24 protein-coding genes are annotated in these 25,967 nt (G+C 68.0%); 11 read left to right on the top strand and 13 right to left on the bottom strand.

All coding sequences use genetic code 11. The features are described from left to right. Positions 1-19 precede the first annotated feature (19 nt). Positions 20-406: a DoxX family protein gene (locus AC6RIC_RS26270; protein WP_454658787.1), complete on the bottom strand. Its 387-nt coding sequence runs from the start codon at positions 404-406 to the stop codon at positions 20-22. Positions 407-663: 257 nt separating this feature from the next. On the opposite strand from AC6RIC_RS26270, the gene AC6RIC_RS26265 reads away from it, so the two are divergent. Beyond that, entirely contained in the window at positions 664-2,823 is a 2,160-nt protein-coding gene (locus AC6RIC_RS26265; protein WP_499734578.1) for a transglycosylase domain-containing protein, read from the top strand. A gap of 3 nt (positions 2,824-2,826) precedes the next feature. Here AC6RIC_RS26265 and AC6RIC_RS26260 read toward each other — a convergent pair whose 3' ends face one another. The 3 genes from AC6RIC_RS26260 to AC6RIC_RS26250 form a co-directional block, all read right to left on the bottom strand. Beyond that, positions 2,827-4,023: a multidrug effflux MFS transporter gene (locus tag AC6RIC_RS26260; RefSeq protein ID WP_499734577.1), complete on the bottom strand. Its 1,197-nt coding sequence runs from the start codon at positions 4,021-4,023 to the stop codon at positions 2,827-2,829. A gap of 63 nt (positions 4,024-4,086) precedes the next feature. Then, entirely contained in the window at positions 4,087-4,749 is a 663-nt protein-coding gene (locus tag AC6RIC_RS26255; protein WP_499736663.1) for a glutathione S-transferase family protein, read from the bottom strand. Between the two features lie 2 nt (positions 4,750-4,751). Continuing rightward, positions 4,752-5,936, bottom strand: a complete 1,185-nt coding sequence (locus AC6RIC_RS26250) for a diaminopropionate ammonia-lyase (protein ID WP_499734576.1) — start codon at positions 5,934-5,936, stop codon at positions 4,752-4,754. A 103-nt stretch (positions 5,937-6,039) separates the two neighbouring features. Here AC6RIC_RS26250 and AC6RIC_RS26245 point away from each other — a divergent pair, with 103 nt between their 5' ends. Next, the gene (locus AC6RIC_RS26245) at positions 6,040-6,519 is read left to right on the top strand and encodes an Lrp/AsnC family transcriptional regulator (RefSeq protein WP_499734575.1); all 480 of its coding nucleotides are present in this window, start codon (positions 6,040-6,042) and stop codon (positions 6,517-6,519) included. 94 nt (positions 6,520-6,613) lie between these two features. Further along, a complete protein-coding gene (locus AC6RIC_RS26240; protein ID WP_499734574.1) occupies positions 6,614-8,425 on the top strand; it encodes a chloride channel protein in 1,812 nt (603 codons plus the stop codon). A 164-nt stretch (positions 8,426-8,589) separates the two neighbouring features. Here the strand turns inward: AC6RIC_RS26240 and AC6RIC_RS26235 are convergent, their stop codons facing one another. After that, the gene (locus AC6RIC_RS26235; protein ID WP_499734573.1) at positions 8,590-9,102 is read right to left on the bottom strand and encodes a 2'-5' RNA ligase family protein; all 513 of its coding nucleotides are present in this window, start codon (positions 9,100-9,102) and stop codon (positions 8,590-8,592) included. 123 nt (positions 9,103-9,225) lie between these two features. On the opposite strand from AC6RIC_RS26235, the gene AC6RIC_RS26230 reads away from it, so the two are divergent. The 5 genes from AC6RIC_RS26230 (at position 9,226) to AC6RIC_RS26210 (ending at position 14,448) form a co-directional block, all read left to right on the top strand. Next, positions 9,226-10,341 carry an ABC transporter ATP-binding protein gene (locus AC6RIC_RS26230; protein ID WP_454658779.1) on the top strand — a complete coding sequence of 372 codons (1,116 nt, stop codon included), beginning with the start codon at positions 9,226-9,228 and terminating at the stop codon, positions 10,339-10,341. Positions 10,342-10,356: 15 nt separating this feature from the next. After that, entirely contained in the window at positions 10,357-11,487 is a 1,131-nt protein-coding gene (locus AC6RIC_RS26225) for an ABC transporter substrate-binding protein (protein WP_499734572.1), read from the top strand. A 194-nt stretch (positions 11,488-11,681) separates the two neighbouring features. Continuing rightward, positions 11,682-12,512: an ABC transporter permease subunit gene (locus tag AC6RIC_RS26220; protein WP_494585898.1), complete on the top strand. Its 831-nt coding sequence runs from the start codon at positions 11,682-11,684 to the stop codon at positions 12,510-12,512. Further along, on the top strand, positions 12,509-13,324 hold the full coding sequence (locus tag AC6RIC_RS26215; protein WP_293808591.1) for an ABC transporter permease: 816 nt from the start codon (positions 12,509-12,511) through the stop codon (positions 13,322-13,324). The genes AC6RIC_RS26220 and AC6RIC_RS26215 overlap by 4 nt, the downstream gene beginning before the upstream one ends. A 71-nt stretch (positions 13,325-13,395) precedes the next feature. Then, complete coding sequence (locus AC6RIC_RS26210; protein ID WP_499734571.1) at positions 13,396-14,448, top strand: aldo/keto reductase; 1,053 nt, start codon at positions 13,396-13,398, stop codon at positions 14,446-14,448. Between the two features lie 3 nt (positions 14,449-14,451). Here the strand turns inward: AC6RIC_RS26210 and AC6RIC_RS26205 are convergent, their stop codons facing one another. The 8 genes from AC6RIC_RS26205 to AC6RIC_RS26170 form a co-directional block, all read right to left on the bottom strand. After that, positions 14,452-15,726, bottom strand: a complete 1,275-nt coding sequence (locus tag AC6RIC_RS26205) for a M20/M25/M40 family metallo-hydrolase (RefSeq protein WP_499734570.1) — start codon at positions 15,724-15,726, stop codon at positions 14,452-14,454. A 41-nt stretch (positions 15,727-15,767) separates the two neighbouring features. Continuing rightward, positions 15,768-16,700, bottom strand: a complete 933-nt coding sequence (locus tag AC6RIC_RS26200; RefSeq protein ID WP_499734569.1) for an acetamidase/formamidase family protein — start codon at positions 16,698-16,700, stop codon at positions 15,768-15,770. Positions 16,701-16,827: 127 nt separating this feature from the next. Continuing rightward, positions 16,828-17,298, bottom strand: coding sequence for a YHS domain-containing (seleno)protein (locus AC6RIC_RS26195; RefSeq protein ID WP_499734568.1), 471 nt, complete (start codon positions 17,296-17,298; stop codon positions 16,828-16,830). 16 nt (positions 17,299-17,314) lie between these two features. Next, on the bottom strand, positions 17,315-17,800 hold the full coding sequence (locus AC6RIC_RS26190; RefSeq protein ID WP_499734567.1) for a hypothetical protein: 486 nt from the start codon (positions 17,798-17,800) through the stop codon (positions 17,315-17,317). Positions 17,801-17,821: 21 nt separating this feature from the next. Beyond that, positions 17,822-19,219 (bottom strand): tetratricopeptide repeat protein, encoded by a 1,398-nt coding sequence (locus tag AC6RIC_RS26185; RefSeq protein ID WP_499734566.1) that lies wholly within the window; start codon positions 19,217-19,219, stop codon positions 17,822-17,824. A gap of 69 nt (positions 19,220-19,288) precedes the next feature. Further along, positions 19,289-20,482 (bottom strand): OpgC family protein, encoded by a 1,194-nt coding sequence (locus AC6RIC_RS26180; protein WP_499734565.1) that lies wholly within the window; start codon positions 20,480-20,482, stop codon positions 19,289-19,291. Continuing rightward, on the bottom strand, positions 20,482-22,134 hold the full coding sequence (locus AC6RIC_RS26175; protein ID WP_499734564.1) for a thiamine pyrophosphate-binding protein: 1,653 nt from the start codon (positions 22,132-22,134) through the stop codon (positions 20,482-20,484). The genes AC6RIC_RS26180 and AC6RIC_RS26175 overlap by 1 nt, the downstream gene beginning before the upstream one ends. 73 nt (positions 22,135-22,207) lie before the next feature. After that, on the bottom strand, positions 22,208-23,098 hold the full coding sequence (locus AC6RIC_RS26170; protein WP_499734563.1) for a CE1 family esterase: 891 nt from the start codon (positions 23,096-23,098) through the stop codon (positions 22,208-22,210). A 153-nt stretch (positions 23,099-23,251) separates the two neighbouring features. Between AC6RIC_RS26170 and AC6RIC_RS26165 the strand changes: the two genes are divergently transcribed. The 3 genes from AC6RIC_RS26165 to motA all read left to right on the top strand — a co-directional run bounded on the left by AC6RIC_RS26165 (position 23,252) and on the right by motA (position 25,961). Next, a complete protein-coding gene (locus AC6RIC_RS26165) occupies positions 23,252-23,824 on the top strand; it encodes a sigma-70 family RNA polymerase sigma factor (protein WP_499734562.1) in 573 nt (190 codons plus the stop codon). 88 nt (positions 23,825-23,912) lie between these two features. Beyond that, on the top strand, positions 23,913-24,554 hold the full coding sequence (locus tag AC6RIC_RS26160; protein ID WP_499734561.1) for an NrsF family protein: 642 nt from the start codon (positions 23,913-23,915) through the stop codon (positions 24,552-24,554). A 543-nt stretch (positions 24,555-25,097) separates the two neighbouring features. Continuing rightward, positions 25,098-25,961, top strand: a complete 864-nt coding sequence (gene motA / locus AC6RIC_RS26155) for a flagellar motor stator protein MotA (protein ID WP_488849048.1) — start codon at positions 25,098-25,100, stop codon at positions 25,959-25,961. Positions 25,962-25,967 lie beyond the last annotated feature (6 nt).

Here is a 25,967-nt window from a genome sequence, read left to right as displayed (position 1 = left end):
GTTTCCGGGCGGCTGGGCCTCAGCCCTTGCGCGATTCGATGGCGAAGGCGCCAGGGCCGGCCGTGGCGATGTAGAGGAAGATGAAGCTGAACAGCATCGCTGCCTCGCCGCCGTTCAGCAGCGGGTAGAAGCCCTTCGAACCGTGAGCCATCCAGTAGGCGACGGCCATCAGGCCCGACAGGACGAAGGCGGCCGGGCGGGTCAGGAAGCCAACGAGGACGAGGGCGCCGCCGACGATCTCCAGCACGCCGGCAGTCCAGGGCAGGCTCATCGCAGCCGGCATGCCCCAGGACGGAGCGACCGGGAAGGCGAACAGCTTCTGCGTGCCGTGCGAGATGAAGGTCAGCGCGGTGAAGATGCGGAGCAGGCCAAGCGTGTAGGGCGCGTAGCGGGACAGAGACTGCATGCAGGGGTCCTTCGTTCAGATTCTGCGATCGGGATCGGATCTTGTCGGCAGGGTTCTAGGCGAGCTGCCTGAATTTGCGCAACAGCCCGGTTGATGACGATTCCGTTTGCGCGTTTGCAAGTTTAATCACGTTCTCGCGACAGCGATGCAGCTCCTGCCGCATTGCACGCTTTACGAACCCTTAAAAGCGCCATGTTTGAATCCTGTGTGACCTGACCGCATTTGCGAGGCGGCATGGCGGCCGAAAACGGGGCAGGATGAACGACCGGATTGCACGAGGCGAGCGGCGCGAGCCCTCCTTTGGTTATGAGCGTGGCGAGCGCCACGTGGACGGTGACATGCGCCTTTCTCCTGACGATCGCCCCACCCGTTTCCGCAACGCTCCGGCGCAGCCCGAGCCGAGCCGGCAGCTCCGCAACCCGCCCAAGCGTGGCAAGAGTGGCGGTGGCGGAGGTGGCGGCAAGCGCCGTGGCCGGCGCGGCCGCCGCTCGTTCCTGGGCGGCCTGTTCTACTGGTCGATGGTGCTCGGCCTCTGGTGCGCCATCGGCGTCGGCGGGCTCGTCGCCTATCACGCCTCGCAACTGCCGCCGATCGACCAGCTCACCGTGCCGAAGCGGCCGCCGAACATCGCGATCCTCGCCGCCGACGGCTCGCTGCTCGCCAATCGCGGCGAGACCGGCGGGCGCACCGTCACCATCGGCGAGATCCCGCCTTACCTCCCGCGCGCCTTCGTCGCGATCGAGGATCGGCGCTTCTATGAGCATTTCGGCATCGACCCGATCGGCATCACCCGCGCGCTCGTCACCAACCTGCGCGGGCGCGGCGTCGCCCAAGGCGGGTCGACCCTGACCCAGCAGCTCGCCAAGAACCTCTTCCTGACGCAGGACCGCACGGCCGCCCGCAAGATCCAGGAGGCGATCCTGGCGCTCTGGCTGGAGCGCACCTACACCAAGGATCAGATTCTCGAGCTCTACCTGAACCGCGTCTATTTCGGCTCCGGCGCCTATGGCGTCGAGGCGGCTGCGCAGCGCTATTTCAACAAGTCGGCGCGTTCGGTGACGATCGCGGAGGCTGCGATGCTCGCCGGGCTCGTCCAGGCCCCTTCCCGGCTCGCGCCCAACCGCAATCCTGATCTGGCCGAGAAGCGCGCCCAGCTCGTCATCGCCGCGATGGCCGATCAGGGCTTCATCACGCCGGCCGCGGCCAAGACCGCGCTGACCGCACCAGCCGAGGTGCCCGAGCGCGTCGGCGCCGGCTCGGTGAACTACGCCGCCGACTACGTCATGGACGTGCTCGACGATTTCATCGGCGCGGTTGAGGGCGACGTCACCGTCCTCACCACGATCGATTCGAAGCTGCAATCCTCAGCCGAGACGACGCTCGTCGATGCGCTGTCGACGCAGGGCTCCAAGCTCAATGCGTCTCAGGGCGCGGTCGTTTCGCTCGCGCCTGACGGCGCTATCCGCGCGCTGATCGGTGGCCGCGACTACACCAAGAGCCAGTTCAACCGCGCCACGGCGGCTCGCCGCCAGCCGGGCTCTTCCTTCAAGCCCTTCGTCTATCTCACCGCGATCGAGAAGGGCATGACGCCCGATACCATCCGCGACGACGCTCCCGTCTCGATCAAGGGGTGGGAGCCGGAAAACTATTCGCGCAATTATCGCGGCCCGGTGACGCTCGCGACGGCGATGCAGCATTCGCTCAACACGGTGGCCGCCCGGCTGATCCAGGAGGTGACGCCCCGGGAGGTCATCCGCACGGCGCAGCGCCTCGGCATCAACTCGGCCCTGCAGCCGAATCTGTCGCTGGCGCTCGGCACGTCGGAGGTGACGCCGCTGGAGTTGACGGCCGCCTACGCGACCTTCGCCAATGGCGGCCAGTCGGTGCTGCCCTATGTCATCCGCGAGGTGCGCCAGACCAATGGCAAGGTCGTCTACGCCCGCAAGGCCGCGAACCTCGGCCCGGTCATCCAGCCGCAGAACCTCGCCATGATCAACACCATGTTCAACGGCGTGATGAATGGCGGCACCGGCAGCAAGTTCAACATTCCGGGCTGGCAGGTCGGCGGTAAATCGGGCACGACGCAGGACTATGGCGATGCCTGGTTTGTCGGCTTCACCGCCAAGCTCGTCACCGCCGTCTGGGTCGGCAACGACGACAATTCGAAGATGAAACGCGTCACCGGCGCCGGCCTCCCCGGCGAGATCTGGGGCAAGTACATGAAGGCGGCCCATGCCGGCGCCCAGCCCATCCCGCTGCCCGGCGGCCTCTGGCAGGGCGCGCCGAAGGCGATCGGCGATGGCGCGCCGGTCGCCGACGCACGGGTTCCCGCGCAGGCCCAGCCTCAGGGCGACAGCGGCTGGGTCCGCCCGGCGCCGCAGGAGAAGAACTTCTTCGAGCGCCTCTTCGGTGGCTGAGGTCTAGGCCTTCGCCGCCCGGATGCCGCGCGACGCGCGGAACAGGACGAGCGCCGCCACACCCAGCGCCGACATCACCAACGGCAAGGGCAATGCGGCGTTCTTCAAGAGGTGGCCGACCAGCAGCCCGACGCAGGCCGAGAGCAGCATCTGGCAGAGCCCGTTGAAGGAGGAGGCCGCGCCGGCTCGATCCGGGAAGGGCATCATTGCCGAGGCCTGGGCCTGCGGCATGGTCAGCCCGACGCCGCAGGCATAGAGCGCCATCGGCACGACGACGCCGGCAGCGCCGCCGAACCCGGTGAGCACGCCGACCAGCATCGCCAGCCCGCCGCCGGCCAGACAGCTGACGCCGATGGCGATGACACCGTCCATGCCGCGCCGTCCGACCAGTCGCTGCGCGATGATCGTGCCGGTGATGTAGCCGAGCACGCCGAAGCCGAAGGAGAAGCCGTACTCGATGGGCGAGAGCCCGTAGACGCCGATCAGCACGAAGGACGAGCCCGAGATGAAGGCGAAGAGCCCGGCATAGGCGAGCGCCGTCAGCGCGACATAGACGCGGAAGGCGCGGTTTTGCAGCAACGTGCCGAAGCCCCGGAAGATGCCGAAGAGAGAGAGCGGCTGCGGCGAGCGCGCCCGCAGCGTCTCCGGCATCACCGTGACGATGACGGCCGCGAGCGCCAGCCCGAAGGCGAGCGAGGCTAAGAAGGTCGAGCGCCAGCCAAAGGCGACCTGCAGCACGCCGCCGATCACCGGCGCGATCGCCGGCACCAGCCCCATGATCATGCCCATGCGCGCGAGCTCGCGCCCGGCGCGCGGCCCGTCATAGAGATCGCGCACCATGGCGCGGCCGAGCACGATCGGGCCCGACGCTCCGAGTGCCTGGAAGGCGCGTGCCAGCGTCAGCGCCCCGATCGAGGGCGCGAAGGCGCAGGCCAATGTCGCGACCCCGAACAGGGCAAGGCCCGCCAGCAGCACCGGCCGGCGTCCAAGCCGGTCCGAGAGCGGCCCCCAGAAAATCTGCCCGGCCGCGAAGCCGAACAGGAAGGAGGACAGCGTCGCCTGCGCGCCGGCGACATCCGTCTGCATCACCCGCGCGATCTCGGGCAGGGAGGGCAGGTAGAAATCAGTCGAGAGCGGCCCAAGCGCCGTCAGCATGGCGAGGACGGCGGTCATCGCCAGCGTGTCGGGACGAAGCTTCATGCACGGCCTCCGGCGCGGCCGCAGAGGGGGCCGCGCTCCGGGTTGTGCTACGACGTCAGTGGGTCATCCGGCAATGGCCCGCGCCGCCGGCCGGTCCTGCGTCTCGCCGTGATAGGCGGTCGCCTGCATCGAGGGGCGTCGCGAGAAGGCCTCGTACCAGTGTGTCAGCCTTGGCCGCCCGGTCCGGAAATCCGGGAGGTTGCGGAATTCCAGCCATGCAAGCGCCGTGGCCAGTCCGATATGGCCGATATGCACGGGCTCCTCGAAGCTCTCGTTGCGCTCCAGCACGTCGAAGGATTCGACGAGCTTCGCCGTCTGCCCCTCGCTCAAGGGGGGATAGCGCAGATGCTCCGGCCGACGCAGGGTCTCCCAGCGCAATGCGATGCCGGCATCGCAAAGCCCTTGCGCGATCGCATGGAGGCGCAGCGCCTGCCAGCGCGCGCTGCCCTCGGCGGGGATCAATCGGCGGCCGTCATGCAGTCCGTCGAGATAGTCGCAGATCACCAGCGAGTCGAAGATCGCGCCTGCTTCCGGCGTGACCAGGACCGGCACCTTGCCGAGTGGGTTGACGGCGAAAACCTCGGGGTTGCGGTTGGTCGGGCTGGTCTCCTGATCGACGATCGCGAGCCGGTCGGCGATGCCCGCTTCATGTGCGAAGACGATGGTCTTGCGCGCATAGGGCGAATGGCTCTGCGAATGCAGCGTCAGACGCGCGCCGCCCTGCATGGTCAAGCGACCTCCTCCGGCTTGAGGCCGACGAGCTCGGCATAGCGCGCCGGGTCGGTTGCCCCCTCGGTGTTGACGAGGAAGACACGGGAACTGCCGTCGAGCTTCAACGCCGCGCGCGCCTGCGGATCGCGCAGGACCGCCAGAAGCCCGGCTAGCCCGGCTCCGCCGCTTTCGCCGGCAACGATGGCCGGGTCCCCAGCGGTCGGTCGTGCCAAGCGGTTCATCGCTTCCACCGCATCGGCATCCTCGGCCGTCAGGAAGGCATCCGCAGAGCGGTAGAGCACGCGCAGCGCCAGCGGCGAGGGATCGTAGCATTCGAGCATCGCCATCACGGTCGGCGCGCCATGCGGGATCTTGCCGGGCTTGCCGTTCTTGGCCGCCTCGAAGATGCAAGCCGCGCGGGAGGGCTCGACCACGGTGAAAAACGGCCGCTCTTCTCCGAAGCTGGTCTGCATCTGCGCGGCGAGGGCGGCGGCGATACCGCCGACGCCAGCCTGCACGAAGACATGCGTCGGGCGCTCCGGCATCTGGGCCAGCCCCTCGCGGGCGATGGCGGTGTAGCCCTGCATGACCAGGCCGGGGATGCGTTCGTAGCCGTCCCAGGAGGTGTCGGAGACGATGGTCCAGCCGCGTTCGGTCGCGACGCGGGCCGCCTCGACCACGGAATCGTCATAGGTGCCGTCGACCCGCACCATCTCGGCACCGAAGCGGGCGATGGCCGCGACGCGCTCGTCGCTGACGCCGCCATGCACGAAGATCACGGCCTTCGCGCCGAGCAGTTGCGCGCCCTGGGCCACCGAACGGCCATGGTTGCCGTCGGTCGCGCAGGCGAAGGTCATGCCGGCCGCGGCGTCGCGCACGGCGGGGTCGTTCATGTCGGCGTCGCCGAGCCGGCGGCCGAGCTTTTCGGAGGCCGCTTCCAGCGCGAGCCGGATCACCGCATAAGCGCCGCCGAGCGCCTTGAAGCTGCCGAGCCCGAGGCGCTGGCCCTCGTCCTTGATGAAGAGCGCGCCGATCCCGAGCGCGGCGGCGAGAGCCGGCAGGCTGTGGAGCGGCGTCGGCACATGGTTGGGCCGCTCCGCCAGATGGGCCGCGATCGCGTCAGCCCCGGCCGGCCCCAGCGTCTCGACATCCTCCGGATGCAGGGCGGAGCGGTAGTCCGGATGATGGTTGAGCAGGAACATGGTGGCCTCGTCTGGCTGAATGCCTGAATGGATATTGCATCGCGAGTGAAAAAGGCGCTGGATTTGGCTGTAAGCCTTGCAAGTTTCTTTCGCGGGATGGGGTATGGCTGAGCCGACTGCTCATGATCTCGATGCCTTCGACCGGGCGATCCTCGCCATCCTCCAGCAGGACAACACCACGCCGCAGCGGGTGATCGGCGAGCGCGTCAACCTGTCGGCGCCGGCCGTGCAGCGCCGCATCCGCCGGATGGAGGCGAACGGCGTGATCCGCGCCAATGTCGCGGTGGTGGACCCAGCGGCGCTCGGCCATCCGATCACGCTCTTCGTCGAGATCGAGCTGGTCAGCGAGACCGCGCCCGACATCGATGCGGCCAAGAGCGCCTTCCTCGCCGCGACGGAGGTGCAGCAATGCTATTACGTCACCGGTGAGGTCGATTTCATGCTGGTCGTGCTGGTGCCGAGCATGGCGGCCTATGAGGCGCTGACGCGGCGACTGTTCTTCGCCAACCCGAACATCCGCAAGTTCCGCTCCTTCGTCGCCATGGACCGGGTCAAGACGGGGCTTGCGGTGCCCATTTCCTAGCTGCCCTGCGGCCGGGGCAAGGCTGCCATCGCCAGTTCGTCTTGTTCCCGCCGCTTCGATATGCGACCGCGGGCGGACGTGACGAACGAGCCTGATGGGCCTTGCCGTGATCACCGTGAAAGCCTCGAAAACGCCGGCCGGAGAGGGCGATGCGCCGCAGGGCTGGCGCGCGCTCGTCCGCTCCAGCGAAATCGGCATCGTGGTGCTGGCCTGCGTGGTCGGCGTGCTCGCCGGGCTTGTCGTACTAGCGATGTCCTTCACGACGCAGCTCCTGCATGAAGTGATCTTCGGGCTGCCGCTTGGTCAGCGGCTCTCGATCGCCACGACGATCCCGCCCTGGCGGGCCCTGGCCGGGCCGGTTCTCGGCGGCCTCGCCATCGGCTGCGCCTCCTGGCTGTTCTTTCGCCGCCGCAAGCAGCCGATCGACCCGATCGAGGCCAATGCGCTGCATGGCGGGCGTATGTCCTTGCGCGACAGCGCCTTCGTCGCGCTCCAGACGATGGGCTCCAGCGGCGCGGGGGCGTCGGTCGGCCTTGAAGCCGGCTATACGCAGGCCGCGAGCGGGCTTGCCTCGCATATCGGCCGGCGCCTGCGCCTGCGCCGGGCGGATATGCGCCTGATGGTCGGCTGCGCGGCCAGCGGCGCCATCGGCGCGGCTTTCGATGCGCCGCTGACCGGCGCCTTCTATGCCTTCGAACTGATCCTCGGCAGCTACTCGATCGCCGCCTTCGTGCCGGTGATGGCCGCGACCTTCATGGCGACCGTCACCCACAGCGTGCTCGCGCCGGCACTGCTCGCCGTCGAGGTCCCCCCGATCGGCCTGATCACGATGGCGAACCTGCCTCTGGTCGTCCTGCTCGGCGCCACCTGCGGTCTCGTCGGCATCGTCGTGATGCGCGCCGCCGCCTTCGTCGAGGCGGGCTTCCGCCGCTCGCGGATTCCGACCTGGCTCAGGCCGGCCTTCGGCGGTCTCCTCGTCGGGGCGCTGGCGATTTGGAACCCCTCGGTCTTCTCGGCCGGCCATGGCGCGATCAATCTCTATCTCGGCATCGACGCCAGCCTGGGGTTGTTCGCGCTGGTGCTTGTCGCCAAGGCGCTGGCCTCATCGGTTTCGATCGGCTCCGGCTTCCGTGGCGGCCTGTTCTTCGCTTCGCTCCTGCTCGGGGTGCTGACCGGGCGCCTCTTCATCGGCCTGCTGACGCTCGCCTTTCCGAACCTCGCCGGGCACGAGACGCTGTTCGCGCTGGTCGGCATGAGCTCGCTCGCGGTCTCGATCGTCGGCGGGCCGATGACCATGACCCTGCTCGCGCTCGAAATGACCGGCGATCTCAAATTGACGCTGGCCGTGGTCGGCGCCGCCGGTGCGGCTTCGCTGGTGACGCGCCGCCTGTTCGGCTTCTCCTTCGCGACCTGGCGCTTCCATCTGCGCGGCGAGAGCATCCGCGGCGCCCATGATGTCGGCTGGATGCGCGATCTCACCGCCGGCAGCATGATGCGCCTGGAGGTGCCGAAGATCGCGGCTGACGCCACCATCGCCGAGGCGCGGCTGAAATATCCGCCGGGCTCGACCAATTACCTCGTCGCTGTCGGTCCAGGCGGCGCCTATGCCGGCATGGTGCCGCCGGGCGCGCTTTACGAGCCGGACCCGGCTCTGGACGAGGAGGCGGCGGCGGAGCCCGCGCCGCGTACCGTGCGTCATCTCCTGCGCAATCCCGATCGGATGCTGCTCGCCGACATGTCGGTGCGCGACACGCTGAAATTGTTCGAGGCGGCCGAGAGCGAGGCGCTGCCTGTCGTCGCCGATCGCGATAGCCGCCGCCTCGTCGGCATTCTCAGCGAGGCGCATGCGATCAAGCGCTACAGCGACGAGGTCAGCCGCCGCAATCGGGAGCTGACAGGGGAGTAGTCGCTTTGTGTGCGGGGTTTATGGGTTCCCTCGGAAACACCTGGTCATCCCGGGCTTGACCCGAGATCCATGCCAGAGCGTTTCCAAAATAGGTTCCGGCATGGATCCCGGATCTCCGCTTCGCTGCGTCCGGGATGACACGCCATTTTGTAACGCTGTGCGAACTACGACCGCAGCGCGACACTCGCGACGACCCGCCAGTCGGCGATGGGCACATCCTGGCCGGAGGTCACGATGCCGATCCGGTCGAAGCGGATGGTGCGTCCCGCGAGGCGGGCGCCGATCTCAGCGATCGCCGCCGCCTTCGCGGATGGCTCGACCGCCCCGTAGAGCAGCGAGACATGCGGCATGAAAGGCGTGGAATCATCCGGGTCGAGCGTACGTTTCAGCGTCGTGAGCGGGGCTGAGGCGGCGAAGCGCGCGTAGAACGAGCGGAAATAGCTCTCGATACCCTCGACGGCCGTGACCGGCTCCGAGAAGGCCTCGACGGTGTCCGCGACGGCCGTGATCGCGTGCTCCAGCGCGGCAGGCGTCGTCTCCGTGTCGCCCTGCAATGTCAGGTGCGGGGCGAACAGCGGGGTGCCGAAGCGGCCGGACAACTCGCCGACGATGCCGGCCAGCAGCGCTTCATCGGAAGGCGCCGGCATCAGCCAGAGAGAATGAATCCGCGCTGTCATCCGAGTTTCACAAAGCTCTTGCATAGACTGCGCCCCGTACGTAACGTTTATTTCAACTGAGCCGGCGATGGAAGAAATATTCCATTGTCAGGCGATAAGAGCAGAACCGGGGGAGTAGGCGCCTTGCAGCCGGAAACGCAAGCCAGAGCGGGTAGCGGCGCGGCCATCGGCGTGCGCGGCCTCAAGGTCGCCTATGGCGGCACGCGCGTGCTGCACGGGATCGATCTGGACTTTACCCCCGGCAGCTTCACCGCGCTCCTCGGCTCCTCCGGCTGCGGCAAGACCACGCTGCTGCGCTCGCTCTCCGGTTTCGTCCCGGTCGAGGATGGCTCGATCGTCGTCGGTGGCCGCGATGTCGCCGGCCTGCCGCCGGAAAAGCGCGGCATGGCCATGGTCTTCCAGTCCTATGCGCTCTGGCCGCATATGACCGTGCTCCAGAACATCGGCTATGGCCTGAAGCTGCGCGGCAAGTCGAAGGCCGAGATCGCCGCCAAGGTCGGCGAGATGCTGAATTTCCTCGGCCTTGCCGGTTACGAGGACCGCAAGGTCACGGCGCTCTCCGGCGGCCAGCGCCAGCGCGTCGCGCTCGGCCGCGCGCTCGCCATCGATCCCGGCATCCTGCTGCTCGACGAGCCTCTCTCCAATCTCGATGCCAAGATCCGCATGGTGATGCGCCACGAGATCCGCGCCATCCAGCAGCGGCTCGGCCTCACCGCCGTCCACGTCACCCATGACCGCGAGGAGGCGATGACGATGGCCGACCGGCTGGTGATCATGCAGGCCGGTCGCGTCGCGCAGGTCGGCACGCCCGAGGAGGTCTATGACCGCCCGGCCAGCGCCTTCGTCGCCAATTTCATGGGCGCGGAGAACGTTCTCCCGCTCAGCATCACCAGCGGCGAGGCTCAGGCTTCCGTCTCCGCTGGCGATGCCCGCGCGACGCTGACGGGTGCCGCCGCGGCCACTCTGCCGGCCGGCGAGGCACTCGCCTATTTCCGCGACGACGTCGCGAGCCTCGACGCGCATGATGCAGCGGCTGCCGGTGGCGATCTCGTCGTGCCCGGCACCATCGCCGCGCGCGCCTATCCCGGTGGCATCTACCGCTACAAGGTCGAAGCCGCCGGCCGCCAGATCACGGTCGACGATGTCGCCCGTCACGAACTCGGAACGAAGGTCGGGCTGCGCATTCCGCTGCAGCGCCTTCACATCTTCCCGGCGGCCGAGGCCGGGATTGCCGCCTGACAGGGAGTCAGACACATGCGCATCCTCACGCTTGCCTGCTCGCTCGCCGCGCTGATCGTGGCATCGCCGCTATCCGCGCAGACCCTCAATGTCGCCTCCGCCGGCGACCAGAACATGGTCGACTACGTCAAGGACTATCTCGGGCCGATGTTCGAGAAGGCCAATCCGGGCGTGAAGGTCGTCTCGGTCGGCACCGGCCCGGGCGATTCCGGTTCGCAGAAGATCTACGAGAAGCTCGACGCCCAGAAGGGCGCTGCCACGACCGATTTCGACGTGGTCGTCATCCACCAGAAGGCCGCCGGCCAGATGGTCAAGGAAGGCCTGCTGAACAAGTACACGGGCAATGTCGAGACGGCGAAGCTCGCCACCGGCGACGCCGCCAAGAACGCGCTCGGCACCGATGTCGGCGGCTTCGTCATCCCGATGTTCCAGTCGCAGACCGCGCTCGCCTACAATGCCGACATGGTCAAGACGCCGCCGGCGACCTTCGCCGAGCTCGCCGACTGGGCCAAGAAGAACCCCAAGCAGTTCGGCTATAACGGCATCAAGGGCGGCATGTCCGGCGTCTCCTTCGTCGCCGGCTGGGTCTATGCCTTCGGCGGCGACGCCGACAAGCTGATGAAGGGCCCCTATGACGCGGCCACCAAGACCAGCTGGGACAAGGCCTTCGCCGATCTCAAGGAGTTCAACAAGAACGCCGTGATCACCCCCGGCAATGCCGGCACGCTCGACATGCTGAACCGCGGCGAGATCGCGATCGGCCCGGTCTGGGTCGACATGTTCTATTCCTGGCAGGCCGACGGCAAGCTGCCCCCGAACATGAAGCTCAAGCTCGTCTCGCCCGGCATGCCCGGCCAGCCGATGTATTACGCCGTGCCGGAGAAGTCGGCCCAGAAGAAGCTGGCCGAGGCCTTCATCGCGCTCGCGACCTCGCCGCAGGTGCAGGCTGACGGCATCGTCAAGAAGTTCAACTGGTATCCGGGCATCGACGCCAAGAACCTCGAGGGCAAGCTCGACAAGGCCGCCTGGGACAAGCTCTTCACGGACGTGACGCCGGCCGAGCTCGCCAAGAACGGCAAGCCCTTCCCGATCGCGCCCTACTTCAACGACATCCTCGAGGGCTACGAGAAGAAGGTCGCGAACTGAGGTTCGCCTGACGGGATGACGCGGAGAAACACCGTGTCATCCCGGGCGGAGCGAAGCGCAGACCCGGGATCCATTCCGGAACGGTTCAGGCATGGATCCCGGATCGGCGCGGCCTCGCCGCTTGTCCGGGATGACCTCGCGGTTCCGGATATCCATTTGACCATCCGTCGCGGAGAGCGCCGCTCATCATGAGCCTGTCCCAACGCAACCTCGCCTTGCTGCTGATCGCGCCCGGCCTCGCGCTCGTCGCGGCGCTGTTCCTTTATCCGCTCTGCTTCTCGCTGATCTCGGCCTTCACCGGCCCGCAGGGCGGCTTCTCGCTGCAGGCCTTCGGCAAGGCCTGGGAGCTCTATTCCGGCGACGTCGTCTTCACCGTCGTCATCGTGCTCGCCTCCTGCTTCTTCACCGGGCTCGCCGCCATCATCATCGCCGGAACGCTGACGCTCGGCGAGAACCGCTACATCGTCGGCACGCTGAAAGCGCTCTATCGCTGGCCGCTCTTCATCCCCTTCATCGTCGCGGCGCAGTGCATGCGCACCTTCCTCGCCAAGAACGGGCTGATGAACAACACCTTCGTCTCCATGGGCCTGATGGAGCCGTTGCAGGCGGTCAGCTTCCTCGACTGGCGCGGCATCATCGCGACCTTCGTCTGGAAGCAGACGCCCTTCGTCGCGCTGCTGCTCGCCGGCGCGCTGGCCGCGCTTGATCGCGCCACGCTGGAGGCTGGCCGTAATCTCGGGGCATCGCGCATGCGCGTGCTGGTAGAGCTTGCCCTGCCGCAAGTGATGCCGCAGCTTCTCGTCGCGCTCGTCCTCTCCTTCGTGACGATGCTCTCGGTGCTCTCGGTGCCGATGATGGTGGCCGGCTCGCAGCCGACCATGCTGACCGTCGACATGGCCTTCCGCATCAACGCCTATGGCGACTACGCCACGGCCAATGCGCTCGGCGTGATCACCTACCTGATCTCGGCTGGTGCTGCGATCATCTACCTCAAGCGCGGCATGGCCAAGGAGGGCACGCCATGATCCGGGCCGTCTCCGGCCTGCGCATGGTCCTGGCGGCCTTCGCGCTCGCGGCCTTCGCCTTCTTCCTGATCGGGCCGCTGGTCAATCTGGCGCTCTGGTCCGTCGCCGAGCGCTGGTACACGCCCTACAAGCTGCCGGTCGTCTACGGCACGCGCTACTGGGAGCAGGTCTTCCGCCCGACCGGCGACGCCATGGCCTCGCTCGCGACTTCGGTCTGGATCGCGGTGCTGACGGTGCTCGTCGCGCTCGCGCTCTCGATCCCCGCCGGCTACGCGCTGGCGCGGCTCAAGCTGCCGGCGCGTGCTTTCTTCATGGTGCTCTTCCTGCTGCCGCAGGCCTTCCCCTCGGTCGCGATCTACATCAACGTCGCCCGCGTCTTCTACAATATCGGCATCAACGGCACGGTCTTCGCCGTCGTGCTCGTCCATGCCGCGCATGGCCTGGTCTATTCCGTCTGGATCGCGGCCGCCGCCTTCGCCGCCGTCGACAAGGACCTGGAGCTCGCGGCGCGCAATATCGGGGCTTCGCCGCTCAAGACCTTCTTCTCGGTGACGCTGCCGCTTGCGGCGCCCGGCATCATCGCCAGCGGCATCTTCGTCTTCCTGGAATCGCTCGACGAGTTCACCGGCACCTTCTTCGTCGGCGTGCCGCAGGTCACGACACTGCCGCTCCTGCTCTACAACGCGGCGATGGGCGGCAATTATCAGGTCGCCTCGATCACGGCGTTGATCCTGCTCGTGCCCTCGGTGCTGTTCATGCTGTTCATCGAGCGTTTCCTGCGGGCCGACGTGCTCGCCAAGGTCGGGGCCTGAGGCGAGGGCGGGCTTGCGCGCCCTCGGGCGATCCGCAACTCTGCCGCTCCCTTCTGCCTTGCGGACCCGCTATGACGAACCCTGCTGAACTCCCCCGATCCGGGACGAATCCGGGTCCCGTTCCGCGTGGCCGTCCTTTCGCGGGTCTCGTCCCCAGCCTGATCGGCTTCGGCGGCGCCCCGCTCGGCGATCTCTACGGGCATCTCGACGAGGTCACGGCGCAGGATACGGTCCGAGCCGCGCTCGCGGCCGGCATCAACCTCGTCGACACCGCGCCGCTCTACGGCCACGGCCTCTCCGAGCATCGCATCGGCGCGGCCCTGCGCAGCGTGCCGCGCGACAGTGTCATCATCTCGACCAAGGTCGGCCGCTGGATGCAGGCCGGCCAGCCGAAAGGCGACGGCTCCGGCTATGCCGGCGGCCTGCCGCATCCGGCGGTGATCGACTATTCCTATGATGGCGCGATGCGCTCCTTCGAGCAGTCGCTGCTCCGGCTTGGCGCCGACCATATCGACATCCTGCTGATCCACGACGTCGATATCTGGACCCATGGCGACCGGATGGAGCAGCGTTTCACCGAAGCGATGGACGGCGCCTATCGCGCCCTTGAGAAGCTGCGCTCATCCGGCGCGGTCAAGGCGATCGGCGTCGGCGTCAACGAAGCCGAGATGTGCGTGCGCTTCGCCCGCGCGGGTGATTTCGACGTGATGATGCTGGCCGGCCGCTACTCGCTGCTGGAGCAGGACGCGCTAACGGAATTCCTGCCGCTGGCGCTGCATAAGAAGATCGCGGTGATGCTGGCCGGCGTCTTCAATTCCGGCATCCTAGCTACCGGCGCCAGGCCCGGCGCCTTCTACAACTACAAGCCGGCGCCGCCCGAGGTTCTCGCACGCGTTACCCGGATCGAGACGGTCTGCGCCAGCCATGGCGTCGCCCTCCCGCAGGCCGCGCTCGCCTTCTGCGCCGCCCATCCGGCAGTGGCGACGATCGTGCTCGGCGCGGTGACGCCGCAGGAGGTCGCGCGCAATCTGGACCTCGTCGCGCGGCCGGTCCCGGCCGCGCTCTGGCGTGAGCTCAAGGCCGAGGGACTGCTCGCCGAAGCGGCGCCTGTCCCCGCAGCCTGATCGCTACTCGGCCGCCGAGCCGGCCGAGCCGAGATAGTCGACCGCGCAGGCGACATGTAGCTTCATCACCGCGATCGCCTCGTCGATGGTGACATGCTCCTCGTCGGTGCCCATGCTGATCGGCGATGGCCCGCAGATGAGGGCCGGCACGCCGCGCCAGCGCCAGTAGCGCGTGTCGGTGCCGCCGAGGCTCGACACCGGCGGCGCGTCATGGCCGAGCAGATCGCGGATGTTGCCGCGCAGGATATTGGCCATCTCGCCGAACGGATCGGTCAGGCTCGCCGGGTAGCTGTGATCCTCGTTGACCACCATCTCGCAACCGGCTTCGCGGGCGAGCGCTTCGAGATCGGCGCGGATCGCGTCGCGGTCGGAGCCGATCGGGATGCGTATGTCGAGATGGGCGATGCAATGCGTCGGGATCTGCGTCGCCTTCTGTCCGCCCTGCAGGATGCCGACATTGACGGTGATGCGCCGGGCGACATCGCCGGCGCCCTTGCCGAGATTGAGATCGGCCGCCGCGATCGTCTCGGCCGAGGTCAGCACCGCATCGATCTCGGGCGGCAGTGCGGCGAGCTTGAGATGGTAGCGGTCATAGATTGCGGTCACGAGCCGGCTCACATCCGCGATCGGGTTGCGCGCCCGGTGAGCGTAGCCGCCATGGCCGCCGATGCTCTTGGCCGAGAGCGAGAAGCGCAAGGTGCCCTTCTCGGTGAAGCGCAGATTGGCAAGCCCGCTCGGCTCGCCATTGAGGCAGCAATCGGCTTCCATCTCGTCGCCGAACTCGTCGAACAGGAACTTCGTGCCGTAGCGGCCACCCGACTGCTCGTCCGAGACTACGGTCAGCGACAGCGCGCCGTTGAGCTTCTCGCGGTGGGGATAGAGCTGGCAGAAGGCGAGGATTGAGGCCAGCGTCCCGGTCTTCATGTCGGAAGCGCCGCGGCCCATGATCTTGCCGTCGATGACCTCCGCTTCCCAGAGCTTCTCGTTGGTGACCGGGAAGATATCCATATGGCCGTTGAGCATGAGATGGCGGCCGGGCTTTCCGGCCTCCCAGCGGCTGATGATATTCGGCATCTCCGGCACGAAGGCTTCGGTGCGATGCGCCACGCCAGCGGCATCGAGCAGTTCGCGCACGAAGGCCGCCGCCTCGCGCGTATCGCCCGGCGGGTTGACGCTCTTGATGCGCAGGAAGCGGCGCAGCAATTCGACGATCTCGTCGCGGCGCGCATCGATCGCCTGAAGCAGCTCGGCTTTCAGGGCGGCTTTGTCGGTGGGCATGGTCGGTCTTCTAGGTCGGCGTTTCGAAAGGGATGGAGCGCTCAGCCGCGATTGCGGAACGACATGGCGCGCGTCAGCTCGGTCTTCTCCAACCGGGCGGCGACGCAATAGGCGGGGTTGAAGACATTGGCGATGTCGTAGCGTACCGCCTGCCCGAGCAGGTGGCTCGCCTCGATCGGATCGACGCCGAGGGCATCACCGACCCAGCGCAGCAGTTCCGTCGTTGCGAATTGGAGGGGCTGGTCGAGCGGGCGCCCGCTGGCGATCACCAGCAGGTCGGTCTCGGTCTCGCAGCGCGGCCAGCGCAGGTTCTGCTTCTTGAGGAGCTTCACGGTGAATTCGACCTCGAACGAGGTCTCGACGCCGGTGCCGGCGATCTCGCCATCGCCCTGGCAGGCATGGCCGTCGCCGAGGAAGAACAGCGCGCCGTCGACGAAGACCGGAAAGGCGATCGTCGCGCCCGGCCCGAACAGGCGGTAGTCCATATTGCCGCCATTGGCACCGCTGGTCGCGGTCGAGATCGCCTGGCCGCGCTCGGGCGCGACGCCGAAGCAGCCCATCATCGGCGCGAGCGGGAAGCTCCAGTCCTTGATGCGAGCGGAAGGCTCCAGCAGCTTCACCGTGCCGGCCTCGGCGTCGATCGCCCATTCATGGCGCTCGCGCTTCGGCAGCTCAGCCAGGACCGAAGGGTCGAGCACGCCGGGCGCCAGCGGCGAATAGGTCCAGCCGGTCTTCCGGTTCGGCGTCATTCTCTCGATCGTGACCAGCAGCGCGTCGCCGGGTTCGGCGCCGGTGACGAAGAACGGTCCGGTCATCGGGTTGCCGCGCGGGGCATGCTGTGCACCATCGCCACCGAAGCCGGCGGCATCCAGCGTGGTCGTGACGACGCTGTCGCCGCTGGCGATCTCCAAAACTGGCGGCAGGGTGGCGAGCACGTTCGAATAGCGGGTCGGAACGAAGTTGTGGCGCGCCATGGAAGCCTTCCTGAGCCGGGTTCGCGTCGGTGTCTGACGGTGACCGTAGGAGCAAGCTCCCGGCTTGAGAAGCGTACCCGGACGAACAGGTGCCTTGCGTGGCGGTCGGCTGGTGCCGTGCAAGGCGTCAGCGAATGTCCCTCGCCGTCAACCGTGGCCAACCGGCATTGGCGCGGGCGATGTAGGTCTTCGTCCGCCCGAGCCAGGTCGCCCGCACGCCGAGATCGTAATTCAGGTAGAGCCGTCCATCGACGATCGACCAGGCCTCCGGCTCGATCTTCACGAGATAGCCGCGCGAGGTGCCATAGGCGCAGTACCCGCCATAGGCCGGCACATAGCGTTCCGGGTCCGCCTCGAACAGGGCCTTGTGCTCGGCGCTGGCGAAATGCCAGACGGCGCCGGCATACCGGAGTGCGAATTCCGGCTTGCCCGGCCGCGGCCCCCCATCGCGAAAATAGGCGACGGGGTCGTAGCCGCGGATTGCGATACCCTCCACGGAGCCGAGCGTGTTGATCGGGCGTGGCGCTTCGGCCCTTGCGGCTGCCGCGGCGACCAGCGCCGCTGTGGCGAGAGCGATGAAGGCGCGTCTGTGGAGCATGGCGTTGCCCCTGCGCTCAGGCCCGGCGCGCTTCGAGCGCCTCGAAGACATAGGCCGCGAGGTAGCCGTAGATCGCGTGGCCGATGAGGCTCATGAAGGAGAGGCGCGGCACATCGTTCAGCAGGAAATGCTGCCCGGCCAGCGGCGCGAAGAAGGCGAGCGCGATGAAGTAGGTGATCACGCCCCAGATCCAGCCATCGGCCGGCATGCCGAAGCTCTTCACCCAGCGCGTCAGGACCCAGTAGCCGAGCGGGTAGAACAGGAAGCCGGTGACGAAATGCAGCAGCTTGGCGGTCGGCGTCGAAATCATCAGGCCGAGCTGATGGAAGAAGAGCGACTTCACCAGCTCCGGCGGCTCCAGCGGATATTCGGCGAACCAGGCGGTCGGAACGGCCGAGAACAATTCCCAGAAACCCAAGCCGGCAAAGCCGCCGAGGGCGAGGTTGATCACGGTGCGGGTCGAGGGCAGCGCGAAGCCGCGGGTCAGGGTCGCGGTGGTCATGGCGAGAGTCCTTTCCGGATCTCAGTGAGCGATGGCGAGCGGTGTCGAGGCGACGGCGAGCGCGGCGAGCCGCCCCGCGCCGCGGCTGCGCAACTGCGCCAGCCGGCGGGCGGCGAAGAGGTTGTTGCCGCCGCGCCGCGTCAGACGTTCGTCGAGGAGCTGGGCGGCGCGGTCATGCTGGCCTGCCCGGATCAGGCTTTCGGCATGGGCCTGCTCGAACAGATCGCGCTGGGCATGGCTGCCGCCGATCGCGAGCAAGCCGTCGCGGGCCAAGCCGAGCAGCCGCGCGGCTTCGTCATAGCCGCCCTCATGGAAGGCGATGAGCCCGAAGGCTGCGAACGCACCGTTGCGGGCGGCAGCGCGCCGCTCGCCGCTGGGATGAGCCTCGGCATCCTCGATCAGGCTGCGGGCGATGGCCTCGGCCCCGTCGGCATGGCCGGCACCGAGCAGCGACAGGGCATAGTGCAGGTCGGCGAAGACGAGGCGGCCGTCATGGATGCGTCCTTCGGCCTTGGCCGCGAGCTCCTCCCAGCGATCGCCGACATCGACGCCGGCATAGTCGAGCCGGGCGAGCAGCGAGGCGCCATTGGCGATGTCGCGATAATCGTCGGTCGGTTCGGCCCGGATCTCCTCGTCATAGAGCCGCAGCACCTCGGGGGTCTCGCCGCGCTCCAGCCGGAACAGGGCGAGATGCCAGACGATGTGGAAGCGCAGGTTGTTGGCATGGGCGACAGGCCGTCCGTCGCCGAGCCAGGCGATGCCCTCGTCGACACGGCCGGTCATCTCCAGCACATGGGCGACGGCATGGCGGCCCCAGGCGTCGCGCGGGCTCAGGGCCACGGCGCGGCGGCCGGTGCGCTCGGCCTGCGCATAGAAGCCCCGCTCTTCGAGTGCGAAGGCATGGCAGCCATGGACGAAGCCAGCGAGCGGATGGGTCTCGCCGAAGCCCGGTGCGTAGCGGTTCAGCGTCGCCAGCATCTGCGCCTGATCGCCGAGCATGAAGCGCAGGCCGTGCGAGAGCTTGAGTGCGAGCACGTCGAAGGGATGGGCGAGCAGGATCGCCTCCAGCCGCTCGGCCGCCCGGCGCGGGGCGTCGTCGAGCCACAGCGCCAAGGCCTCGATCACCATCGTCTCGCGTCGCGTGACCGGCCGTCGGACAGCGGCAGCCCGCGCCTTGCCGAGGCAGTCGCGGGCGGGTGCGACGAGCTCGGCGCGCGCCAGCGAGAGCAGCATCAGTCCCTTGGCGGCATGGGCGAGCGCGAAGTCGGGATCGGCGCCGAGCGTCCGGGCGAGATGCTCGGGCGTCGCCGCGGCATGGGCCATCAGCGCTTCGAGCGTAGCGTTCCAGGCGAGGCGCGCGGCATCGCCGGAGACGGTGATGCGATCGCCGGAGAGATCGTGATGGACGGCGTCAGACATGGGTTGCTCCATTGCCGCGCCGCGAAGGGCGCTTGTGAGGGAGTTCGCAACGGCGCGATCAACCGGCGTTCAACTTGCTTCACGGACCCGTGTGATCCGCGCCGGGCCAGCGGATGCGCCCTGCTGCTCCGGCGCAGGCTTGCGTGCCGGGCCGGTCCAGGGGGCGCTCTTGAACCAGCTGACCACGAGCGCGGTGGCGAGGATCAGCGCGAATCCGGCAAGGTTGAGCAGCGCGACCAGAAGCTCGCCGCGCCCGGCCATGTCGGCGATCGTGCCGAGCAGGCGCGACAGGACGACGCTCGCCAGAAAGGTCGCGAGCGACTGCCGCCCGATCAGGATGAGCAGATGGCCCGCGCCGCGGTCGAGCCGGTCCCGCCAGGGTTCGATCAGGCTGAGCACGAGATAGGCGAGCGCCAGGAAATGCAGCACGCGCAGGATATGCAGATCGGTCTTCTCGCTGGCCGGGATCAGCAGGTCGCGTACGGCCTGCGCGAAGGGCCAATGCTCCAGGATGCCCCAGAAGGAGAGCGGCAGCGACAGCAGCAGGAAGATTGCGGCAGCGAGCATCAGCCGGCGGTCGCCGAGCTGGGGCACTGGCAGCCATCTCATGCCGATGAAGAAGCCGATGAAGAAGATCAGCTGCCAGGCGAAGGGGTTGAGGAACCAGCCCGTGCCGTTCCAGGGATTGCCGGAGAGATTGAAACCGGTCGCCCAGACCATCGCATAGAGCGCCGCCGCGGTCAGCAAGGGCAAGGCGGCATGGAGGTGCCGCGCCAGCATCATCACCGGCACCAGCGCCAGGATGACGAGATACATCGGCAGGATGTCGAGATAGTCCGGCTGCCAGGTCAGCGTGACCAGGCCGAACAGCGCCTGCTCGGGATCGGACAGCAGCGGCGCGAACTGCCGCGCGATCTCCGCTAGGCCGAAGATGCGATCGAGCGTGGCGGCGAGCGCGATCAGTGCGAGGACGAGGCCGATCTGCGCCCAGTAGACCTGCCAGATCCGGTAGGCGATGCGCGCCGTGCCCAGCCACAACCCGCGACGCGTGAAGACGCCGCCGAAGGCCAGCGCGCTGGCGATGCCGGAGCAGAAGACGAAGAGCTCGGCGCCGGACGAGAACCCGAAGCGCGCGGGAATCCAGGCGTTCCAGCTGTTATCCGGCAGATGCGCGACGAAGATGATCAGCATGGTCAGGCCGCGAAACAGGTCGAGCCGCTCGTCGCGTGGCCGCTTTGCCGGCGTGGCGGTGAGACCTGCCATCAGAAGGCTCCCTCGTAGCTCGCGGCGTCGATACGGCAGGCGAGCAGCGTGAAGCCGCTGCGCCAGAACGCCGCTTCGGCTTCGCGCGCCAGCGTCTCGCGATCCTCGATCGTCGCGCCATGCCCGCCCATCGCGCGCGCGACCGCGGCGAAATCGGTTTCGCCGATATCGACGCCGGCGCGGGCCAGGCCGAGCTGACGCTGCTTCAGCGCGATCAGCCCGAGCGCCCGGTCGACCAGTACGACGACGATCACCGGGAGGCCGAGATCCCGTAGCGTCGCCAGCTCGCCCAGCACCATCTCAAGCCCGGCATCGCCGACGAAGCACAGCGTCGGGCGGCCCGCGCCGAGGGCGGCGCCGGTTGCCAGCGGCAGGGCGCAGCCCATGGTGCAGAGCCCGCTCGATTGCAGCAGGCGGCGCGGCCCGTCGCAGCTCCACAATTGGCTGAGCAGGATGCGATGCGCGCCGGAATCGGCCGTTGCGACCGTACCTGCCGGTGCGATCCAGCGTAGGGTCTCGAAGACGGCGTGCGGCCCCCATTCCTTGGGATCGGCGAAAGCGGCAAGGAAGGCCTCGCGCGCTGTCGTCGGTTCGCGGCCAGGCCAGGTCCGGCCGCCTGTCAGTCCGTCCGACAGGCGGGTCAGGATCGAGCCGACATCGCCTGCCAGCAGCAGGCTGGAATGATGCATGCCGTGCTGAACGGGCTCGGCGACGATGTCGATGACCGGCTTGCCGGCCGGCCAGGGGTTTCGCCAGCCCTGGCGCATCTCGATCGGATCGTAGCCGGCCAGCACGATCAGGTCGGCGGTCTCGATCAGCGGCCGGGCGAGCGCATCGGCTTTGGGCGAGAGGCCGACAGCTCCGATCACGCGCGGATCGCTGTCCGGCACCAGCCCCTTGGCCTTGTAGGTGGTGAGGAGCGCCGCGCCGGTCGCGGCCAGGAAGCGATCGAGCGCTGCTCCGCCTCCGTCCTGATTGACGAGGTCGAGCCCGGCGATCACGAGCGGCCTCTGCGCGGCGGCGATCAGGGCTTGCGCAGGCCAAATATCGGCCGGAATCGCGGGAGCGGCAGGCGGAATGACGTAGGTCGCATGCGAGGCCGCGCGGGCGTCGGCGATCGAGATCGGCAGGTCGATATGGACCGGTCCCGGCCGGCCGCTCCGGGCGAGTGCGACGGCCTTGGCGACGACGAGAGCCTCGGTGCCCGGCGCAACGCGAAAGCTGGCCTTGACCAGCGGGCGCAATACGGCCTGATGGTCGAAGACCTGATGGGTGTAGCTTTCGGCCAGTTCCTGGTCGACGCAGCCGGTCACGAAGACCAGCGGCACGCGATCCTGCTGCGCGTTGGCGACGACATTGACGGCATTGGCGACGCCGGGACCGAGCGTCGCGACCAGCACGGGCAGGGCGCCGGTCGCGTGCCAGAGCCCTTCCGCCATGAAGCCCGCGGCGTTCTCGTGCCGCGCGAGTTCGAAACGGATGCCGGCACGTTCGAGCGCATCGACCAGCGCCAGCACCTCGCCGCCGGGAATGCCGAAGGCATGGGTCGCACCGGCTGCTGCGAGCGTGGCGGCCAGGAGATCGGCGCCGGTCACGAATTCTTCCGGACGGGTTCCGGCCGGCCCCGCGGCCGCTATCCGTTCGTGGCGCATCGTCTCTCTCTCCGTTCGCCGCCGCAGCGGCCATGCCGGAGAGATCGCGCGGGGCGCCCGTTTGGTTACACGATCACGGAGACGTGAGGCTGCTGCGCCCTGCGGCAACGGGCGATCCGGCCGGCATCGTCAAACGCCAGGCGCGCTCGACCCAGGCCGCAACAACGTCGTGACCGCCAGGATGCAGGCAGAGTTCCAGCCGTGAGGGGCCGCCGCAGCCGCTGGCGACGCGGCAGGCGAGTTCGCCCGCGCCGCTGGCGGCGCGCGTGCTTCCGGCCCAGCCGGCCGTGCAGCCGCCAGGCGCGATGATCGCGAAACTCCTGAAGACATCGCCCTGCCGGGCGCCGGAGCGCAGCGTGCGGCCGGCGAGCGGAACCGTCATGTCGCTCGTGCCATGAACATGGATCAGCGGTGGACGCGGGCTTTCGCAGCTTGCGGGCAGCGGCTCCCAAAACGCGCCGGCGATCGGGGCGAAGGCGGCGAAGCGCCGTGGCGTGCGGCAGGCGAGGGACCAGACCATCGAGCCACCCTGAGAGAAGCCGCTCGCGAGGATGCGGCGGGGATCGATGGGAAAACGTGCGACGACATCGTCCAGAACCTGCCCGACGAAGGCGAATTCGTCGCGCTGCTTCGCGGGAGAGCCGGGGAAGGACCAGGAGTGGCCGGCGCCGTCGGGCGCGACCAGTGCGACCCCGAGGCGACGGGCGACGGCGGCGAAGACGGGATCGGCGATCACCTCCTCGGCCGAGCCCTGATAGCCGTGAAAATACAGGATGGCGCCGACCGGCCGTCCTGCCGCAGCCTGCGGCGGCACTATGATGCGATAGCTGCCGCTCGTCACGCTGCAACCCCGATCGGCGGGGCAGGCGCTGCCGGGCTGAGCATGGCCCGGCTCCTGCGCAAGCGCCGAAGCAACCATGCAAAACCCGGCCATCGCGCCGGCGAGCCTCAGCCTTGTTGCCATGCCTGATGTCTCCGCTGCGGGTGAAGCTTCGTGGCTCCCGCGCGAGCGTAGCGGGGCGCCGGGTTCGCTTCACCTCGCCATCGCGGGCTTGTGAGCCTGCGCCCGCCATGCGACGGAGTTGAGCTGCGAATCCTCCTGGAAAAAGCGCAAGACGTGTCGCTGCAAGAGCTCGAAACCCTGCTCCGACCGATCTTCCTCGCGGCCCTTGCCGGCGATGCCGCAGCCTATCGCCTCTTCCTCGACACGATCAGCGTGCGGCTGCGCGGCTATCTGCGCCAGATGCTGGCGCGCGCCGGCCGGACCGAGGCGAGCGAGGCGGAGGATGTGCTGCAGGAGACCTTGCTGGCGCTGCACCTCGCGCGCCACACCTACGATGCCGCGAGCCCGGTGACGGCCTGGGCCCATGCCATCGCGCGCTACAAATTGGTCGATCATCTGCGCCGTTCCGGCCGCCATGCCGGCGCCCTGCCGCTCGAAGACGAAGCATATCAGCTCGCAGGTCCGTCGGAGACTGTCGCGGCCGAGGCAAGGCTCGATCTGGAGCGTGCGATGGCCATGCTGCCGGAACGTACGCGCCGGCTGATCGATCAGGTCAAGCTCCAGGGCGCCAGCGTCGCCGAAGCAGCCGGCCGTGCCGGAATGACGGAGACGGCGGCGAAGGTCGCGATCCATCGCGGCCTGCAGGCGATGGCGAAATTCCTCTCGAAACGCCGGACGGGGCCATGATGCAGCCGATGCGCATTCCAAGGTCCGTAACCTTTCGCCGGCTCCTCGCGAACTTTAAGAAGGCCGGAACATCCTTGAGGGTCGGGACATGCAGACCGACGATCTGATCACCCTGATGAGCGCGAGCAGCCGCCCGGTCGATACCGGCTGGCTGCGCCGTGCGACCTGGCTCAGCGCCTTCGCGGCGCTTGCGGCCACGGCCGGGCTCGTCCTGCTGACGCTCGGAACCCGGCCCGATCTTGCCGGCGCCTGGACGACGCTCCCGGTCATCGCCAAGGCTCTGTTCGGCGCCAGCATCGCGGCCGTCGCGCTCACGCTGTTCCAGAGCAGCCTGCGGCCGGGGTTGAAGCCGGCGCGGCGCCTGCCGGTCGTCGCGATCCCGCTCCTGGTGGTGGCCGGCTGGGCGCTCCTGACGCTGGCGCAGGCGCCGGCCGAACAATGGGACACGCTGATCTTCGGCCGCCATTGGCAAGCCTGCCTGATCGCTGTGCCTCTCTATGCCTTGCTGCCGCTCGTCGTGCTGCTGTTGCTGGCACGCCGTGGCGCGCCGGTCGACGGCGCCCTGACGGGGGCCTGTGCCGGCCTCGCCTCGGCAGGGCTGGCTACCGTCGCCTACAGCCTGCATTGCCCGGACGACACGGCTCCCTTTCTGGCGACCTGGTACACGCTCGCGACTGCGATCGTCGCGGTGCTGGGAGCGCTGATCCTGCCGCGCTTCCTGCGCTGGTGAGGTCGTTTCTGACGGTGCCGGCGCGTGTGGATCTGCCTGCCCGTTCTCGGCCCGGCTGAACCCGGATCAACAGCCTGACGAAGACCGGGCTGCCGATCAAACTCGTCAGCGCTCCAGGGGAATCGCGAGAGCTATCGTGGACCACCCGTATGCCTCACGCGGGCGGCCAGCCAGGCGTTCAGCTGCTTGTCGCTTGCGAAGCGCTGCGTCGGCGCGACGAAACGCTCGCACATGTTGTCCACCTGGTTCTCACCCGCGTCATCCTCAGCCTCGCCGCGCTACAGCAAAGTGGCGCAGCGCAGATGACCCGGGGGGGACGGCGCCCTGTCGGACGCCGATCACCGGGGTGCGGAGACATGTTGCACCCCGATTTACTCCCCTGGGCCTACGTCCCAAGGCCCGAAGCCGTGGCCGGAGGACGATGCTTACAAGCCTGCGGGTCAAGGCCATAAACTCGCCCTTAACCTCGATCGGTCATTTCGTCTGACTAGTAGTAGTGGCTTCGCGCGGGCGGTACCTGCTGCGGCGCGAGGGTGGCAAACCATGCGGCTGATCGTCGGCTCAATCATCGTCTTCGTCTGCGTCTTCGGCAGCTATGCGGCTATGGGTGGCCATCTCGAGGTCCTCTGGCAGCCGTTCGAGTTTGTCATCATCCTCGGCGCAGCGATCGGTGCCTTCATCATCGGCAACCCCGGGCCGGTGCTCAAGGCCGTGCCCTCCATGCTCGGCACCATCGTGAAGGGCCCCAAGTACAAGCAGGAAGCTTATGTCGAACTGCTGGGGATGCAGTTTTCGCTTTATAAGCTCGTGAAGCAGAAGGGCATGCTCGCGGTCGAGCAGCACATTGAGAATCCGAGCGAGTCGACGCTGTTCAACGCGTTCCCGACTTTTGCAGCGAACCATCACGCGGTCGAGTTCGTCTGCGACTACATGCGCATGCTGACGCTCGGCGCCAACAACGTCCACGAGATCAGCGATCTCATGGACGAGGAGCTGGAGACGCACCACCAGGAGCAGGAGCGTATCGTTTCGGCCATGCAGTCGATCGCCGACGGAACACCGGCGCTCGGCATCGTTGCCGCCGTGCTCGGCGTGATCAAGACGATGGGGGCGATCAAGGAGCCGCCGGAGGTGCTGGGACATCTGATCGGTGGCGCGCTCGTCGGCACCTTCTTCGGCGTCTTCGTCGCCTACGGCTTCTTCGCGCCCATGGCGGCGTCGCTCAAGAGCACCTTCGAGGCGGAAGCCAAGTACTTCCTTTCACTCAAGGCGGGTCTCCTCGCCCATATCAGCGGCCAGCCGCCGGTGATGGCGGTCGAATTTGCCCGCAAGGCCCTGATGAGCGACGTCCGCCCGACCTTCGCCGAAGTGGAAGCGGCAACCGCCGCTCTGCCCGCCAGCGTCTGACCCGAT

Source organism: Allobosea sp. TBD101 (assembly GCF_059817965.1).
The sequence above is the reverse complement of the archived record's forward strand: the minus strand, read 5'-3'. Positions and strand labels throughout refer to the sequence as shown.

Excerpts from the sequence above, each read along its gene's own strand:
- AC6RIC_RS26170 (WP_499734563.1), bottom strand. The coding sequence starts at position 23,098 with ATGGCAACAAGGCTGAGGCTCGCCGGCGCGATGGCCGGGTTTTGCATG.
- AC6RIC_RS26210 (WP_499734571.1), top strand. The coding sequence starts at position 13,396 with ATGACGAACCCTGCTGAACTCCCCCGATCCGGGACGAATCCGGGTCCC.
- AC6RIC_RS26255 (WP_499736663.1), bottom strand. The coding sequence starts at position 4,749 with ATGCAGGGCGGCGCGCGTCTGACGCTGCATTCGCAGAGCCATTCGCCC.
- AC6RIC_RS26215 (WP_293808591.1), top strand. The coding sequence starts at position 12,509 with ATGATCCGGGCCGTCTCCGGCCTGCGCATGGTCCTGGCGGCCTTCGCG.
- motA (WP_488849048.1), top strand. The coding sequence starts at position 25,098 with ATGCGGCTGATCGTCGGCTCAATCATCGTCTTCGTCTGCGTCTTCGGC.
- AC6RIC_RS26245 (WP_499734575.1), top strand. The coding sequence starts at position 6,040 with ATGGCTGAGCCGACTGCTCATGATCTCGATGCCTTCGACCGGGCGATC.
- AC6RIC_RS26195 (WP_499734568.1), bottom strand. The coding sequence starts at position 17,298 with ATGCTCCACAGACGCGCCTTCATCGCTCTCGCCACAGCGGCGCTGGTC.
- AC6RIC_RS26190 (WP_499734567.1), bottom strand. The coding sequence starts at position 17,800 with ATGACCACCGCGACCCTGACCCGCGGCTTCGCGCTGCCCTCGACCCGC.
- AC6RIC_RS26250 (WP_499734576.1), bottom strand. The coding sequence starts at position 5,936 with ATGTTCCTGCTCAACCATCATCCGGACTACCGCTCCGCCCTGCATCCG.
- AC6RIC_RS26175 (WP_499734564.1), bottom strand. The coding sequence starts at position 22,134 with ATGCGCCACGAACGGATAGCGGCCGCGGGGCCGGCCGGAACCCGTCCG.
- AC6RIC_RS26160 (WP_499734561.1), top strand. The coding sequence starts at position 23,913 with ATGCAGACCGACGATCTGATCACCCTGATGAGCGCGAGCAGCCGCCCG.
- AC6RIC_RS26185 (WP_499734566.1), bottom strand. The coding sequence starts at position 19,219 with ATGTCTGACGCCGTCCATCACGATCTCTCCGGCGATCGCATCACCGTC.
- AC6RIC_RS26240 (WP_499734574.1), top strand. The coding sequence starts at position 6,614 with ATGGGCCTTGCCGTGATCACCGTGAAAGCCTCGAAAACGCCGGCCGGA.
- AC6RIC_RS26225 (WP_499734572.1), top strand. The coding sequence starts at position 10,357 with ATGCGCATCCTCACGCTTGCCTGCTCGCTCGCCGCGCTGATCGTGGCA.
- AC6RIC_RS26180 (WP_499734565.1), bottom strand. The coding sequence starts at position 20,482 with ATGGCAGGTCTCACCGCCACGCCGGCAAAGCGGCCACGCGACGAGCGG.
- AC6RIC_RS26265 (WP_499734578.1), top strand. The coding sequence starts at position 664 with ATGAACGACCGGATTGCACGAGGCGAGCGGCGCGAGCCCTCCTTTGGT.
- AC6RIC_RS26260 (WP_499734577.1), bottom strand. The coding sequence starts at position 4,023 with ATGAAGCTTCGTCCCGACACGCTGGCGATGACCGCCGTCCTCGCCATG.
- AC6RIC_RS26235 (WP_499734573.1), bottom strand. The coding sequence starts at position 9,102 with ATGACAGCGCGGATTCATTCTCTCTGGCTGATGCCGGCGCCTTCCGAT.
- AC6RIC_RS26205 (WP_499734570.1), bottom strand. The coding sequence starts at position 15,726 with ATGCCCACCGACAAAGCCGCCCTGAAAGCCGAGCTGCTTCAGGCGATC.
- AC6RIC_RS26270 (WP_454658787.1), bottom strand. The coding sequence starts at position 406 with ATGCAGTCTCTGTCCCGCTACGCGCCCTACACGCTTGGCCTGCTCCGC.
- AC6RIC_RS26200 (WP_499734569.1), bottom strand. The coding sequence starts at position 16,700 with ATGGCGCGCCACAACTTCGTTCCGACCCGCTATTCGAACGTGCTCGCC.